Source organism: Mucilaginibacter gossypii (assembly GCF_900100945.1).
GTDB classification, from domain to species: Bacteria; Bacteroidota; Bacteroidia; order Sphingobacteriales; family Sphingobacteriaceae; genus Mucilaginibacter; species Mucilaginibacter gossypii.
This window is the reverse complement of sequence record NZ_FNCG01000006.1, coordinates 254,150-269,847: the sequence shown is the minus strand read 5'-3', so window position 1 is coordinate 269,847 and position 15,698 is coordinate 254,150. Positions and strand designations below refer to the sequence as shown.

General features: G+C 43.3%; 13 protein-coding genes. 3 read left to right on the top strand and 10 right to left on the bottom strand.

The features are described from left to right. Positions 1–53 precede the first annotated feature (53 nt). The gene (locus tag BLS28_RS14290) at positions 54–1,682 is read left to right on the top strand and encodes an alpha-L-fucosidase (protein WP_091168333.1); all 1,629 of its coding nucleotides are present in this window, start codon (positions 54–56) and stop codon (positions 1,680–1,682) included. 373 nt (positions 1,683–2,055) lie between these two features. Here the strand turns inward: BLS28_RS14290 and BLS28_RS14285 are convergent, their stop codons facing one another. The 6 genes from BLS28_RS14285 to BLS28_RS14260 form a co-directional block, all read right to left on the bottom strand. Beyond that, positions 2,056–5,625 (bottom strand): hypothetical protein, encoded by a 3,570-nt coding sequence (locus BLS28_RS14285; protein WP_143020761.1) that lies wholly within the window; start codon positions 5,623–5,625, stop codon positions 2,056–2,058. A 91-nt stretch (positions 5,626–5,716) separates the two neighbouring features. After that, positions 5,717–6,604 carry an ABC transporter ATP-binding protein gene (locus BLS28_RS14280; protein WP_091168203.1) on the bottom strand — a complete coding sequence of 296 codons (888 nt, stop codon included), beginning with the start codon at positions 6,602–6,604 and terminating at the stop codon, positions 5,717–5,719. Positions 6,605–6,621: 17 nt separating this feature from the next. Next, complete coding sequence (locus tag BLS28_RS14275) at positions 6,622–7,359, bottom strand: hypothetical protein (protein WP_091168200.1); 738 nt, start codon at positions 7,357–7,359, stop codon at positions 6,622–6,624. Continuing rightward, positions 7,343–7,750 (bottom strand): GntR family transcriptional regulator, encoded by a 408-nt coding sequence (locus BLS28_RS14270; RefSeq protein ID WP_091168198.1) that lies wholly within the window; start codon positions 7,748–7,750, stop codon positions 7,343–7,345. The genes BLS28_RS14275 and BLS28_RS14270 overlap by 17 nt, the downstream gene beginning before the upstream one ends. 11 nt (positions 7,751–7,761) lie before the next feature. Then, positions 7,762–8,532, bottom strand: coding sequence for a hypothetical protein (locus BLS28_RS14265; protein ID WP_091168194.1), 771 nt, complete (start codon positions 8,530–8,532; stop codon positions 7,762–7,764). Next, positions 8,525–9,373, bottom strand: a complete 849-nt coding sequence (locus BLS28_RS14260) for an ABC transporter ATP-binding protein (RefSeq protein WP_091168190.1) — start codon at positions 9,371–9,373, stop codon at positions 8,525–8,527. The genes BLS28_RS14265 and BLS28_RS14260 overlap by 8 nt, the downstream gene beginning before the upstream one ends. 123 nt (positions 9,374–9,496) lie before the next feature. Between BLS28_RS14260 and BLS28_RS30525 the strand changes: the two genes are divergently transcribed. Beyond that, complete coding sequence (locus tag BLS28_RS30525; RefSeq protein ID WP_143020760.1) at positions 9,497–9,688, top strand: hypothetical protein; 192 nt, start codon at positions 9,497–9,499, stop codon at positions 9,686–9,688. A gap of 110 nt (positions 9,689–9,798) precedes the next feature. Continuing rightward, positions 9,799–10,578, top strand: a complete 780-nt coding sequence (gene xth / locus BLS28_RS14255; RefSeq protein ID WP_091168186.1) for an exodeoxyribonuclease III — start codon at positions 9,799–9,801, stop codon at positions 10,576–10,578. 66 nt (positions 10,579–10,644) lie between these two features. Here xth and BLS28_RS14250 read toward each other — a convergent pair whose 3' ends face one another. From BLS28_RS14250 to BLS28_RS14235, 4 genes are all read right to left on the bottom strand, one after another. Continuing rightward, the gene (locus BLS28_RS14250) at positions 10,645–11,256 is read right to left on the bottom strand and encodes a hypothetical protein (protein ID WP_091168183.1); all 612 of its coding nucleotides are present in this window, start codon (positions 11,254–11,256) and stop codon (positions 10,645–10,647) included. A 151-nt stretch (positions 11,257–11,407) separates the two neighbouring features. Continuing rightward, the gene (topB, locus tag BLS28_RS14245) at positions 11,408–13,267 is read right to left on the bottom strand and encodes a DNA topoisomerase III (RefSeq protein WP_091168181.1); all 1,860 of its coding nucleotides are present in this window, start codon (positions 13,265–13,267) and stop codon (positions 11,408–11,410) included. Positions 13,268–13,393: 126 nt separating this feature from the next. Next, entirely contained in the window at positions 13,394–14,479 is a 1,086-nt protein-coding gene (locus BLS28_RS14240; RefSeq protein ID WP_091168178.1) for a phosphotransferase enzyme family protein, read from the bottom strand. A gap of 82 nt (positions 14,480–14,561) precedes the next feature. Next, positions 14,562–15,587, bottom strand: a complete 1,026-nt coding sequence (locus BLS28_RS14235; protein WP_091168176.1) for a LacI family DNA-binding transcriptional regulator — start codon at positions 15,585–15,587, stop codon at positions 14,562–14,564. Positions 15,588–15,698: the final 111 nt, after the last annotated feature.

Here is a 15,698-nt window from a genome sequence, read left to right as displayed (position 1 = left end):
GTTGTATCGGGGAGGGCGTGGGGCCTTCCCTGATTTTTTTAAACGGCTTTTTGATGTATAAGAAATACCTTTTTTTTCTCTTGGTACTGTGTGGAATCCAAACTGCGTCAGCACAAAATGATCTGGTTAAAGATGATAACGCCAGTAATTATAACCTGAACAAGCCCGAACGCGAGCTATGGCTTAAAAATACAGGGTTGGGTTTGTTTATACATTTTAGTATGGATAGCCAGCTGGGTGTGGTGATCAGTCACTCGCTGGTTGGGGCAAGTGACGATTACGTAAACCGTTATTTTAATGAGCTGCCCAAAACTTTTGATCCCTCGAAGTTCGATCCGCACCAGATAGCAACGCTGGCAAAACTGGCGGGCATGAAATACATCGTATTCACCACCAAGCATCACTCGGGTTTTTGTATGTGGGATACCAAAACCACTGGGTTTAACATAACCCATACACCATACAAAAAAGACCTGTTAAAGGAATTTGTGAATGCCACTCGCGAGGCGGGATTGCAGGTAGGATTTTATTTTTCGCCCGAGGATTTTAACTTTCTCCGTGACCATCATATCCCTATTAGTCGTACCGATGTTAAGATGGATGCACAAACCCGCCATGAATATGACGAATACACCCGGAAGCAATGCGAAGAGCTGATGACCAATTACGGTAAAATAGATGTACTTTTTATTGACGGCGATCCGAAAGAAGTGGTAAAGCAAACCTGTTGGAAATTGCAGCCCGATTTGCTGATAACCCGAGGGGCCATTAAAACGCCTGAGCAGATCATGCCCGGCGCTATGATCAACGAACCATGGTTGTCATGCATCACTATGGGCACGGCCTGGGGATATCAGCCAACTAATGAACGGTATAAATCGGGCAATCAACTGATAGGATTGCTGATTGAGGCAAGGGCCAAAGGTGGATCGCTGTTGCTAAACGTTGGCCCGAAGCCAGATGGCGCTTTGCCCATTGAGCAGGAAGAGCGGCTAAGGGAAATGTCGGCATGGTATTTTGTTAACCGTGAATGTATTGATAGCGTGCGAAGCTGGGTGATTAGCAAGGAGGGCGACACCTGGTTTACCGCTAAAAACGGGCATACACTTTACGCTATTGTTACAAACGCTGCCGGCTGGAAGGAGGGGGCCCGCAAAATTTTTCTGATCCGTTCGGCCATCGCCACTATTAAAACTCAGGTTAGTGTATTAGGGCAAAATAGTAAGGTGATTGAATATAAAACCGATGATGTAAGCTGCAGGTATAAGCAAACCGATAGGGGGCTTGAAGTATCTGTTGTAAAGGCTCAGCGTATTTATGATGATCACCGCTGGCCTAATCCTGTAGTGATTAAACTGGAAAATGTTGCCCCTGTTTTTAAAGAAGCCGCCATTGTTGAAACAGGAGCAAGTTCAAAAACAAAGGCCGGTGCAGTTTTAAAAGGTAAAATTCTGAATTACAAAAGTATTTCGGCAAAAAGGGCGAGGTTTGATTATCGCCCTTACCATGGGCAGGTAGAAACTTTATATGCAGGTAAGTGGACAGCCGGCACCTGGGTAAATATTAAGACTGATGGCACATTTGAAGCAATACTCCCACTAAAAGCCGATTACGAATACAAGGCCGTAGTTGAACAGGCTAATGTTGAAATAGAAGGGGAGAACAAATTATTTAAGCAGTAATATTTGGTGAGATGCTGTTTGAAAATGGAAGAAAGAATTTTTGTAGAGACGCATAATTGCGTCTTCCGAAGGACAAGGCGATTTCAAAAGCGTCTCAACTGCGGTAAATTGCAAGCGTGAGACGCAATTATGCGTCTCTACATTCAAAAACTATCGTTTATAGGTAGATAAAACTTCATTGCCGTTGGTTTTAACCAACGGAATAATGAGTAGTGATAAGAGGGCTTCAGCCCAAACCCGCGTGTATAATTGGGCTAAAGCCAGAACTTTTTTGTCTTTTACCGTTGGTTAAAACCAACGGCAATTAATGTTTTTTAACAGCTTTCAAGATCATGAAAAACGGGGTTATGTTTTGCGTAACCCCGTTTTAGTTTTAAAGGTCTTTAATATTATCGTTAGGATTTCTGTCAATGAGTTTACTGAAGGGATCAATTCCTACAGAGGCAGGCTTACCCTTAACAATAACACTAAATTGCTGTAACCCGTGTTTAAGCTTATACTTTTTAAGGTATAAGGTGTTACTCACCATGCGGTTACCGGCACCTTGAACCTGCTTGCCGAAGATTCCGATATCAATATAATCGTTCATGTTTATGGCCGGGATATCGTTGTTTTTGGCGTCTTTCCAAACTTTATCAATATCAAGCTTCAACGTAACTTTATATTCATTTTTATTACCTGTGGATTGACTGCTTGCTTCAACCACCCTGTTATCATATAGTGTGATCTTTTGCCAGGTATCGGTAAGGTAGTACTGCAGCGAATCGGGTACATGCTTTTGGAGACATTGGTAAAGGTTATTGGCACCGGCAAACGGGCCATCTTTTTTAAAAGTATAGGTCTTTTTAAATTCGCGCAGGGCTACGTTCAGGCTGTCTTCACCAATCAGGTCGCGCAGGCCATACAGTGCCACGCTTGCCTTGCCTCCCCATAAAAACCAATTGTTGGCTTTTATTAAAGGATGTTCGTTTTCATTAAGGTGCCTCCTGATAAAAAGGTAATACCATAACTGATCTAAAACAATATAGCGCATGTTATCCTTGCCATATTTATGTTCTGACATTACCAGCTGATCGTAGTTTGAAAGGCCTTCGGGGATCACCAGGCTGCCAACAGTGCTGTTTGGTGCTGTTTGAAAACGCCACCATTGTTGTGATAACAGTCTGGTTGTATTGGCGTAACAATAATCAAAACTGTTAGGATCCCTGAAATCGGCATTCCATCCAAAGTATTCTGCGTAAGTGTCCAGCGTTGTCATGGAGGCATCCTGCGGACCGTAAACAGACGTCTCCACCAGTCGGATATCATTAAACGGATAGGCACCATAAACCTTGCTGTAATAAGTTAAGCCATCTTTATAAGCCGCAATATACCTGTCGATATTGGTGCTGTGTTCAGGATTATAATATACCTCGATATTTATGGTATGGTCCAGTTGAACGGTCGCTTTTTTTACGGCGAGTCTCTCTGATATAATGCCCAACGGCATGTACATACCCGGTTTATCCTGCACATAGTGAAAGTAATTACGACCGTTTTGCTGCCATTGTTTTACGAGCCGGCCGGGTACGATAGCGGTTTGATCGGCCAGGGTGCTAACAGTTACATCCAGTTTCAAAAGGTCAGCAGCTCTTCCTGCTTTTAAGGTGCTTATGCCCTCGGGATCATTTTGCTGCGTTTCCTCTTCCTTTTTTTCGGGCAAACCTGCTTTTTTGCGTTCGTAAGGGCTGCTTAGCTCATCATCTTCATCATACCCAAGGCCCGGCAATCCACCGTTAAAAAATGTGCCGTTGTTAATGAGAGCCGCAGCATACATGCCATTGGTAAATCCTTTATGAACTATTTCTGAGTTGATCTCTAACGTTAATGAATCGCCCGGCATTAGCGGTTTTATGAACTTGTATAACCGAAATTCGGCAGTGTCAGTTTTCGGCCTGAACCAGTTGAAAAATCCACGGGGATAAAGAAGCGGGGTAGTAAACGGAACTAATGTGCCATTGGTTTTAAGCGAATAATTGGTGAGCTCATCGCCGTCGAGCAGTATCTGTAATATGGCAGCTTTATTTTTATTGGTGATGGTTACCCATGCGTGTGTGGCTACCTGTTGTTTATCCGGGTAAAGCTCTACCTGCATTTTTATGCTGGTTACTTTAGGCAGGGGAAGGTGCTCATATTTTTTCAAGGTTTTTTCATACATCACTGCCCTGGCTGTGTTTTCGCTTTTGATAAGGTAGCTGTTTAAAAAACTTACGTTATAATAATTCCACCCACCAACAGCTAAAAAAGCTATAGTCACTATTACGGTGATCAAAGCTGTGCTGCTGTTAAAACGCTGGGGCAATAAACGTAATCGCTCTTTAAAAGATGAGGTTACCCCCCGGTAATAAAATAATCCCGAAACAATGATCAGCAAACCCGCAAATAGCATCCAGTACAGGTTGAACCAGCTAATGGGCGCTGCCATATGCCCTATGCCGGTCATATCAGATATTCCCGAAGATGGGGTGTACGAGTACAGCAGCAGATTATAATCAAAAGTGCCGGTTTTGCGCAAAAAGAAAACAATCACCCATAAAAACACGCCTATGCCATGGGCTGCAAATTTGTTGTTGATAACAACGTGCACAACATAGCAAAAAACAACCATCTGCAGCAAAGCGGGCAGCAATATGTAGGCTATGTAGAGAAAGTACACTGATAGATTCAATGTGTGATAACCCTTTAATAATTGAACGATAACCCCGGTTAATATGGGTAGGATGGATAAGCCGGTGCCAATAAGCAATAAGGTGATTAGCTTCGATCCGTTCAGGATCCAGTTTGGAGGCGGGAGGGAATCATTGATAAATGCATAGCGGGTAGTCCTGTCGCGGTGCAGGGTTTCGCCGGTATAAAATATCAGGATGAAGAAAATAAAGAATGGAAAAGCTTCATTAAAGATTGCGAGCAAGGTAACCGTACGCGGAAAATCAGGTACGCCATTCCTGTTATCGCCAAGCCAGAATACAAAACCGAGGAATAAGCTGCCAGCGATTAATATGATCCAGAAGTAGTTATCGCGGATAATATTCAGCAATTCAACTTTTACCAGGTTGTATAAGGTATTCCTGTTGTATTTGCCTGTAAAGCTAACAACTGGTTTAATAGTTACCTGGGTTTTAGTTTTTGTGCCTGCCTCGTCAATAGCAGCCTTATCACGCCTGCCGCTAAAGAAACGCTCAAAGCTAAACCTGAAATAAGTGAAAAGCACAATAACTATCCCAATACCGCCCCATAATACACGGTTGAGCATAAACGTACCGGTAACCGGGAATAAGGTAGTATTTTGCTCAATGGTGCTTGAAGAACTGGTTTGCATCCTGATACCGTTAAGCCCAAAGGGATCGCTGAGGTTTATTACCGTGGGGTTGTTAATGTGGTTAAGGAAAAACAACGCGATGAAGTAAAAAAGGAACAGCAGGATACCGCCAAAGTAAATAACCTTTACATTGCGGGTGATGGCTACAAGTCCAAAAAACAATGAAGAGGTGAACAAAACGTTAGGCAGCCCGATTGTGAAAAACGGGTGCAGATAGTAAATGAGGCTATTGGGGCCGTATTGCTTTGCATCCGTCCATCCCATAGCAGGGCCCAGTTTGGTGCCTATGAAGGCGCCAATGATAACCGCTGTTGAGATCAGGACCATGAAAACGAACGAGCCCAGGTAACGGCCCCAGAAATAGCCTGCTTTGGTGATAGGGTAGGTTAGGTAATAATCTTTTGTGTTGTATTCAATGTCGCGGTATAAGGCAGTGCCCATAATTGATGAACTCACAAGCGTCATCATCATGGTGATGCCCGAACACCACAACGCAAGTACATAAGGCGCGTTGATGTGCTCTTTTTCGCCTAATGGTAACGAGCCTGTTGAAAAAGTGAACACTGTAAATATCAGTGCTGCCAAAAAATAAAGGTAAACGGCTGGCCTGCGGACCCGATTCCGGATCTCGAACAGAAATATTTTAAGAAACATAAACTATTGGTTTATAGTAGTTTTAAATAGTATCTACATCTATACGTGTGGCGATGTTGCTGAAGTACACATCTTCCAGGTTTGGCGTGCTGCTGATAAAACCATTGCCGGGGTCGGCTTCGTTTATAATGCGGATATGGAGTTTGCCGGTTTTAAGCTGCGTTGATATCACCTGGTAATCATCTTTGTAAAAGCCCAGTTCTGATTGGGTGATCACCTTGCTGTAAATTTTTCCGTTCAGTTCATTTACCGCGCTTTCCGGGTCACCTGCGTATAAAACCTCGCCCTGGCAAATAATGGCAAAATTGGCGCAAAGCGTACTTACATCCTCAACAATATGGGTCGACAGGATTACGATGGTATTTTCACCCAGACGACTAAGCAAGTTGTAAAAACGGTTTCGCTCAGCCGGGTCAAGGCCCGCTGTGGGTTCGTCAACAATAATAAGTTTAGGGTTACCGATTAATGCCTGTGCTATTCCAAAACGCTGTTTCATACCGCCGGAGTAGGTGCCAAGGTGCTTTTTCCGGTCTTTATAAAGGTTTACGTTTTCCAGTAATTGAAGCACAAGGTCTTTGCGTTCGGCGTTGTTGCCAACCCCTTTGAGCTGGGCAATATGGTCGAGCATTCGTTCGGCCGATATTTTGGGGTAAACACCAAACTCCTGTGGCAGGTACCCGAGTAGCTGCCTTACTTCGGTTTTGTTTTTCAATACATCCAGCTCATCTAAAAAAATGCTGCCTTTATCGGCCTCCTGTAGGGTGGCTATGGTACGCATCAGTGATGATTTACCGGCGCCGTTTGGGCCAAGCAGGCCAAACATGCCATTATTCAGGGTCAGCGAAACATCTTTTAAAGCATGTACGCCGTTGGCATAGGTTTTTGATAGCGAGTTGATTACTAATTTCATGATTTGCTAAGTTTTGGTTATTTATTATTACGGATCATCCTTGTATTTCCGTTCAGGATTAGTTTAGCGCTGTCGGCAAGTTTATAGGTTATGTTGCTGAGGCTATCGTCCTTGATCCATAAGCGGCTTTTATTCCGGATATCGAGGTTGGTTTTATTGAATTGGTTGCCTGCTTCAATAGATAGATTTGAAGCACTATTGTTGCTTTTACCGATAATGGCGTTTACTATGTTAAACTTGTTGTTTTTTAGTAAGACGGTGGAGGCATGGTCCTGGATAATATTGAGCTGATCCCCGTTGAAACCACCGATGGTAGTAGCGCGCCATTTGAAGTCTGGTGCGGCAGTGGTATCGACAATTTGAGTGTCGCCTGCTTTATATTTTGCATCGGCATAAAACGCATTTAATTGCGGCATGGATATATACAGAACGTTTGGGGCTTGTACATTATGAAAGTTATCTTTAAACGCGGCACGAATAAAGAGCGAATCGTGCCGTTGTTCAATTTTCATGAACTCCATGGCGTTAGGATCAGCAAGTACTTTGAATGGCCCTTGAACCAGCATAATATTGATAGCCGTTGATGAACCAAGCTCAATAACCTTGAAGTTCCTGAAATTTAGGTTGTTAAAGCCATTATAGGGGTTTTTATACTCACCTTTAAAATATTCTGCTTTTAGCTGAAAGTCATGGATCCCAACCGAAACTATCAGTAACAATACCGCGGTAAGTAAGAATTTATTGCTTGTTTTCATCGTTGCTTGCCTGGTTTAATTCATTATTTTGTTGCGCCTGGAAATGTTGATATTGCAGGCTGATCTCATCTATCGATATACCTAACAGGTACATGTTTTTAAAAAGTTCGGGTAGGTTCTGACGCACAAAGTTTTCTTTGCGATAAGCTTTTACTTTGTCAAAGCCGTCATCAGCCACAAATAAACCGAGGCCGCGTTTGTTATAAATAATTTCGAGCCCCTGCAAAAATTCGTACGATCGCATAACCGTATTTGGGTTTACTTCCAGCTCAATCGCCATATCACGTACTGATGGGATCTTTTGCCCGCCGGGCCATTTGCCCATCAGGATCTGATCGCTCACAAAAGCTGCTATCTGGAGGTATATCGCTTCGTTATCTTTAAATTCCATTATCGTCTTTTTTAAGCCTGTTTCTCCTTAAACCTAAAATATGCCGCTATCCAGATCAACAGCGATATAATGGGAACCACAATAAAAGCCCAGGCAGATTGCTGCGCATTTAAACCAATGGAGTAAAAGTTCATACCATCCTGGAAATTGAGAAATGAAAAAGGCGTTACCGGTTTGATTGGCCTGCCAACAATAAATCTTACGAACACTGTATTCACAAGGATTAGCAGGGCATAAAAAATAAAGAAACTGAAACCTGTTTTTATAAAGTGTAATTTTTCGAACCGGATTGCTCCATATATCGTGACGGCATGCAGCAAGGAAAACAATATCATCACCAGTACAAATTTATCCTGAAACAGGGAGAGTATTTCAATTTGATGCCCGGGCCAGGGTTTGAGATTGATCAGGATAAATAATACCAGGTAAAAAACGCCTGTATACACCAAAAGGAATATAACATACGAATAAACCCAGCCGACCATAAACTTCTCGAGTTGTGATGCAGGCAGGGTTAACATTGGAACTGCCCGGCGCTTATCGCCCAGATCAGTAAAAACAGTGCTTGTAAATAATGGCCCAGCGATAATCATGAGTACCCCGAACATAGCCATCTGAAAGCCGGCATCTACCGGGCCCGGGATCATATAAAACACAAACGAACCGCCAAGTAAAAATCCCCCCGCCAAAACCGCTGCCGACATCAAATAGGCGCGGTAATGCTCAACAGTGTGCTTCATAAACAACAGGCCAAAGCGCTTTAAACTGAAGTGATTATTCATGATTTGTGCTTGGTTTTAGTGCGTTTAGTAATTTGCTGCTATTGGTTGTTGCTGCGTTAAATAATAACTCAAGGTCCATTTTTCCGTACTTGCCGGTGGTGTTTTGTACAATAGCGTATTTGCCCACGAGGGTTTCTTCTTCGTACAGCACATTCATCCCGGTAAGTTCTTTAAAAATACCGAAGAACAGCTTTTCAGTAAGCTCATCTATCGAGTTCTCAATTACGATGCGGTGATCGTCCAAAATCAACACGGTATCAATAAGACTGTCCAAATCCCTCACCTGGTGGGTTGAAATAATAATGCAGCGCTCATCATTCAAAACAGATGCTATCAATTTTCTGAACTGAACCTTTGAAGGAATATCAAGCCCGTTGGTGGGTTCATCAAGTATCAGTACACTGGTATTGGTAGCCAGCCCGAAAGCGATGATCATCTTTTTTTGCTGTCCGTATGACATTCTGGTCATTAACAGATCCGGATCAATATCCAATATTTTCAGATAACTGTAAAAGTCGGTAATGCTGAAGGCAGGGTAGAAGCTTGCCGTCCGGGCCAAAAACTGGCCGGGAGTTAGTGCCGGTACGTGAACTTCTTCGGCAATAAAATAAAGGTCTTGTAAAGTGGATACCAGTCGCTTTGAGCTTTTTGTTCCGTTAATAAGGCAGTGCCCCGATTGCGGAAAAGCCAGACCGGCGATATTTTTCAACAGGGTTGATTTCCCTGCACCATTTTTACCCAGCAGCCCATAAATGTGGCCGGCCTTTAACGAAAGGTTCAGATTTTTGAACAACGGCTTCCTGCTGTTATAGCTAAAATTCAAATTACTTATTTGAATCATTTTATAGTGTATTAGTGTTGTAGTACACTGCAAATGTAATTAAACATTTTTAAAATGCAAGCGATATTTTGGTTAAGAAAGATCTTTCTGAAAACCAATCATTCCCTTAGCAGTTATTAAGATATGTCAAAGAAGAGAACCATGCCAAACGAGCCAGATGAAATGCCGGTAAACCCGGAGCGGCCGGAGATCAGGCAGCCTACTGACCCCGGAGAGCCGGAAATGCCCGAAGAAGCGCCGGAAAATATCCCGAATGAAATCCCCGATCCAGAGCCAAGCCAGCCTGAAGTAGACCCGGATGAGTTTGAAAAGTAAGGGGATCTTTACTGTTCATGAGCCATCGCAACTAATTGCTTGCGATGGGTGGCCGTGCTTTTAATATTTTGGAACATGCATGATATAACCTAAACTATTTAAATTGCATCATGAAAATAGCTACGTATAACGTAAATGGTGTAAATGGGCGCCTGCCTGTTTTGCTCCGCTGGTTAAAGGAAACATCCCCTGACGTTGCCTGCCTACAGGAACTTAAAGCTCCACAGGAAAACTTTCCGGAGCAGGCTATACTTGATGCAGGTTATAAAGCCATCTGGCATGGCCAAAAAAGCTGGAACGGCGTTGCGATACTGGCAAAAGACCGGGAAATTACTGAGGTATGCCGGGCACTTCCCGGTGATCCGGAAGATGAGCATAGCCGTTATATTGAAGCACTTGTTGATGGTATTACCATTGGCTGCCTGTACCTGCCCAACGGAAACCCGGCCCCCGGTCCTAAATTTGATTATAAATTAGGCTGGTTTGAACGCCTTAAAATTCACGCAGCCGGTTTACTTGCAGCCGATAAACCTGTTGTATTAACCGGCGATTATAACGTTATGCCTACCGAGCTCGACGTTTATAAACCGGAGCGATGGGTAAATGATGCGCTCTTTCGCCCTGAAACACGCGAAGCCTTTAAAACACTGGTACAACAGGGCTGGACGGATGCTATCCGCAAAATTTATCCTACCGAAGTGATTTATACCTTTTTCGATTATTTCCGCGATGCCTACGGCCGTAACGCCGGTTTACGGATCGATCATTTTTTACTGAGCCCTCACCTGGAAAAACGTCTTTTAGCTGCAGGTGTAAACCGGGATGTACGAGGCTGGGAAAAAACAAGCGATCACGCACCGGTTTGGATTGAACTGAAGGATGATGAATGAGTTTAAGAATTGAAGACTTACGAAGTTTTTAAAACTTCGTAAGTCTGGTTCAAAAACTTGTTGCGCTTACCTCCGCATACCAATGTTTTCGTGCACCCATTTGGCCTCTTCTTCCGGAGTTACTTTATCAATGGTACTGTTTACCCTGCTAAAAGTAGCCCCGGGGAAATCATAAGGTTTGCTATCGTCAAAAAACGGACCGACAACGCCAAGCATCCACCCGTTTTTAGCAGCCCAGTGGGGTGGGTTTACACAGTATTTAAACACCTCGTAGTGGATAAAATTGTTTCTGCCGTCAAAATCAATGGTAACCCGTTTAATATGTTCAATTTCGTCGGGGCAGGCATCCAATTCGGTAGGGAACTCCAGCCATTGGGCCAGTGAGCTTTCCGCTCCTTTAATAAGCGTAAGGTATGCCTCCGGGAACAAGTGTAATTCCTCAAGTTCTTTTAAATACAAAAAGGTGTCGTAGCGGGTAAGCAGGTTTTTGGCAAAGGGCAAAACATCTTCGGCGGTTAAACCTGCAGCCGCTTCCGCCTTTTTATAAAGCGGTAAAATCCTTGCTGATCGCTCCAATTCAAGTTTCTTCTTTTTCTTCTTAACATCAAATAACCTGAAAGCCGCAAATGCTATAATAAAAACTATAATGGTAATTACAATAAGCGTGATTAGATCCATAATGCAATGAATGTAAGCTTTTATGCATACAAATATCAAATTTATCGTATTACCAAAGTAAAATCGACACTTAACGTTTTAACCAGCGCCGGAGTAGTTGCAGTTAAGGTCCTGTTATCCTTATCGATAGCGCTATTTATGTCGCCATCCTTTATGCTGTAACTTTGCTCCCGACTGCTTCCACAGCCGGGATTTTCAATGATTTTCCCTGCGCCAGTAATTCGGAAGTGATGGCTCGTGTATAGGTTTTGATCTCGTTCTGGAATTCGGTAACCGAAGCTCCGGAGCGGATCTCTTCCAAACGTTTTTCCCATGTTCCGGTAAGTTCGGCCTGGGCTATCTGCTGATTTTTTACCACCTCATAAACGGCAATGCCGGTAGTTGTGGGCACCAGGTTTTTCTTTTCCCTGATAATATAATTGCGTTTAAGCAGGGTTTCGATGATGGCTGCCCTTGTTGCCGGCGTACCGAGGCCGCTGTCTTTCATGGCATAACGCAGCTCTTCGTCGTCAATCTCTTTGCCTGCTGTTTCCAATGCTTTAAGCAGGGTGGCTTCGTTGTATAGTGGCCGGGGTTTGGTTTGCTTTTCGAGCAGGGCTTTGGCTGTTATCGGGAGGTTTTCGCCTTGTGTTACTTTAGGCAGCGTTGCGTTCTCTTCGTCCTTTTTGTCGTCTTCCTTGTCGTTAAATACAGAACGCCAGCCGGCAGTATGGATCACCGTTCCGCTGGCGTTGAATTTAGCGCCCGATTGTACCACAATTTTGGTAACCTCCTTAATACAATCCTGGTGAAATGCTTCGAGCATACGCCCGGCCACCATATCATAAACGGCCTGCTGATCGGGCGAAAGCTGGTGCGGGTTCTCGCCGGTGGTAAGCACGGCATGGTGATCTGTTACCTTTTTTGCATTTACGCTTCGTTTGTTAAGCGTAGCGCTGCCCAACGCAATGGCTTGTTTGCCAAACAGCGGATGTTGTTCCAGTTTTTCAATTAATGCAGGCACGCCTGCAAAAACATCGTCGCCGATATAGCGGCTGCCGGTACGGGGATAGGTAACCAGTTTGTTTTCGTAAAGGTTTTGGAGAATGGTAAGGGTTTGATCAGCAGTATAGCCTTTGCGTTTGTTGGCTTCCTGCTGTAGGCTGCTCAAGTCATGCAATAGTGGAGGTGGCTCTTTGCGCGGCTTGGCTTCCACCTGTAAAATATGGCCGCCCTGCGGAAAGCCGCCTTCAACATCCTGTACCTTGTCAAGTACGGCCTGTGCTTCTTCTTTTGTTTTATAATTTTCGGCAGATATCGCTTTAAATACCTGTCCGTCTTTATCAGGATGGATACTTACCTGGTAAAAGGTTTCGGGTACGAAGTTTTTGTTTTCGAGGTACCGAGAACAGATCATGGCAAGGGTAGGGGTTTGCACTCTGCCTAAGGAAAGCACAGCGCCGCGAATGCCCGAAGAAAGACTAAGCGCCTGCGTGGCGTTCATACCCACCAGCCAGTCCGACTGGGAACGGCAATGGGCCGAATTGAACAGTGTATCATAATCGCTGCCGGGCTTCAGGTTACGGAAGCCCTCTTTGATAGCCTCATCAGTTTGCGATGAGATCCAGAGCCTTTTAAAAGGCTTTTTGCATTTTAAGTAATAGTAAATATAGCGAAAGATGAGTTCCCCTTCGCGCCCGGCATCCGTTGCTACAATGATCTCAGTGGCTTCGTCAAATAGTTTTTGAATGGTATCCAGCTGTTTTTTTACTGATGGATCATCCACCAAACCATCCTTGGTTTTAACCTTGCGAATGGAAAGCTTAAACTTTTGAGGCAGCATAGGCAGGTGCTGAACGCTCCAGCCGTAATAACCATACTCCTGCGGGGCGGCAAGCTGCAGCAGGTGACCGAAAGCCCAGGTAAAGGTGAAACCCTTGCCTTCAATATAACCGTCTTTCTTTATAGTTGCCCCAAAAACTTTGGCAATTTCCCTGGCTACAGATGGTTTTTCGGCTATAATAACTTTCATAAATGTTGTTTCCCGTGTCCCGGTTTAGGCCGGTGCTGCTAATACGGGCGTCGAAAGTATGAATTTAGCGAGGCCTGTGCAAGGTTTGTTGGTAACATTGTGCGGCCCAACAGATTGAATGACCTGTTAAATGCCGTTGGCGGTGGTCAGTAATTCTTTATCTACACCGGCAATTATTTCTGCAAATACAGGTTCGGCATTGATGTAACCTTCAAGTAGTTTAAACTGGTTTTTAGCCCTGATCAAATTATGCCCTTCATATTGGGTACCATAGTAAATATCATTATTTAAAAAATCGGTTAAAAAACGGAGGCCCTGCATATAGATCATTAATTTGCCCGAAAAGGTGAAATACTGTTTTTCAGTTTCAGTAAGGATGTTGCTCATTTCGCTCATATAACCTTTATATATCGCTCTGAAAAAATCTGTCCTGATGATAATTTTATCCAGATCTTTTTCCTCTTCGTTGGCGGGCGATAAATAGGTGCGCATCATGTCGCCAACATCGCTTAAATAATAGCCGGGCATTACTGTATCAAGGTCAACAATACATAGCGCGTTTTGGTCTTTGTCGAACAGTACGTTATTTATTTTGGTATCGTGGTGGATCACCCGGAGCGGGATTTCGTTATTAGTTGTAAACAGGTTATAGGTATGCAATATGTTGATATGATCATCAGCAGCTTTTACTTCCTTAGCAGCCTGTTCCAGTTTTCGGGGTTCGGCTGTTTTTAAAGCCTGTTCAAACTGTGCAACCCGTAATTTTAGATTATGAAAATCCGTAAGTGTGTATTCGAGTTTGCTGATGTCAAAATGATTTAACAAACGGGTAAACCGGCCAAACTGCACCGCAGCGCTATAGGCTTCCTTTGTATCCTGCAAAAAGTTTACTGTATGCGATCCTTCAATAAATGGAAAAAGCCGGTAAAACTTACCGTCGGCGGCTTGAATGATCGATTTCCCTTTTTGATTCTTTAACGGGGCTACAAATAAATAACCTGGATTGTGTTTATCAAAATATTCTTTGATTAGTACAAGGTTGCTGTCGATATGATCGGGCCTTTTAAAAACGGCAACGTTGATTTGCTGAAGAATATAGGAATGGTTAGCACCACTTATTTTATAAGTATAGTTTATTAAACCCGAGCCAAAGGGCCGGATATGGTATTCAGAAACGTTTAATCCAAAATTTATTAGGATATCATCAAACATATTATAGACGTTAACTCATCAAACATAGCTAATTTCATAAACGATAGCCATGCGCAAACGTTTGAGTGTTTTTTGTTTAGGTTTATTTTTTGTTTTCAACCAGTTGCGATTCAATAATCACCTTGTAAAAGGCACTTGGTTCATTGCCGCCGGTACCCTGGTGATGCAGCAGGTCCATCAAAATATCAGTTGCTTTTTGCCCCTGTAAATATGGGAATTGTTCAACAGAAGCGGCGGGAATATTCTCCATATAATTGATTAGCGGTAAATTGGCATAGCTTACAAATTCAAGGTCCTTGTTTATTTTGATGTTTAATTTACTGGCGTGTTTAATAGCAAAAAGTGCTACATAATCATTAAAGGTTACTATGGCGGTTGGTTTACGTTTGCTGGCCAGCAGTTCATCTAATGCCTTTTTTGTGCCTTCTTCGGTCAAATCGCACGAAACTATAAGCGAAGGGTCGTACTTAAGCCTGTTTTTGGTCATCGCTTTGATATATCCCTCTTTACGCTCGCCGGTAGCAACCATGGTTTGCGGCCCGTTGATCATGCCTATTGCCCGGTGACCTTTTTTTAGCAGGTAACTCACTGCCTCAATAGTACCGATTTCCATATTGCAGGCTACATAATGGATGTTGGGTATGGCCGGGATCCTGTCGAAATAGACTACCGGGATATTGTATTTTTTTAAGTTTTCAAAATGCTGGTACGAGGAGGTATTTTTCCCTACCGATACAAGCAGGCCATCAACCCGGTGGTTTTTCATTTTTTCAACCAGCTGTTTTTCCTTTTGCTCATCATCATGTGATTGTGCCAGCAATACGGTATAATTTTTTTTATAGGCAGTATCTTCAATAGCGCTTATGGCCGAGGAGAAAAAAGCCTCCGAAAGTTCGGGTAAAATAACTCCGATGGTGAGCGTTTTGCCCTTTTGCAAAAAAATAGCGGTTTGGTTAGGCTCATAGTTTAACTCACCGGCCAGCTTTTTAACTTTTGCCCTTGTGGTTAGTCCTATGCTCGGATGATCATGCAAGGCCCTTGAAACTGTAGAAACCGAGATGCCTAATATTTGCGCTATCTCTTTTATAGTAGTTGGCTTTGTTTGCATTAATTACGGGCTAATGTTGTTTTTATAGTTAAAGTTAAGCGATTATTATGAAATAGCTTGTATTAACTGCATTGCAAACGTTTGCGTAGCTAAATCATCAGTTTGCATAAG